Below are 580 nucleotides of genomic sequence, written 5' to 3' on the forward strand. Positions count from 1 at the left end.
GTGTATCCATTTGAATGTTCAGTTGAAATTAGCTACCGTCTGGAAAACAATCGATTAACGTTTCAGTGGAAAGTAGTAAATGAAGATAAAGAGGATATGTATTTTTCAATTGGAGCCCACCCTGCTTTTCGTATTCCGCTACGTGAAAACGAGCAGATTTCTGATTACTTTTTAGAAATAGAGCCTTCTGAAACTGCGCCGAAGGAATTTGTATTAAAAGACGCTCTTATTCATGAAAAAGGGGCTGCAGAAAACTTGCACAAGCTGCCGCTAAGCGCAGATTTATTTGCAAATGACGCGTTAATTTTTAGCCATATTGACGGAATTACAATTAAATCACCGGTTAATGAAAATCAAATTAACGTTCAGTTTAATGATTTCCCCTATGTCGGTATTTGGTCAAAGTATGATGCAGAAAATCATACAATCGCTCCTTTTCTTTGCATCGAACCTTGGTTTGGAATTGCAGATACGCATGACCACAACGGAAATTTCAAAGAAAAATTAGGCATCAACCGTTTATCAAAAGACGGTGTATTTCAAACAGAATTCTCTGTTTCCTTTAGCTAATGCAACAGAG

General features: G+C 37.1%; 1 protein-coding gene. It reads left to right on the top strand.

Annotation, left to right across the window (positions count from 1 at the left end; translation table 11 throughout):
• The coding region (locus AC27IT_RS27900; RefSeq protein ID WP_487092277.1) for an aldose epimerase family protein at positions 1-570 on the top strand (570 nt) is incomplete at its 5' end.
• Positions 571-580 lie beyond the last annotated feature (10 nt).

The sequence above is a fragment of the Brevibacillus sp. YAE8 genome (assembly GCF_057543335.1).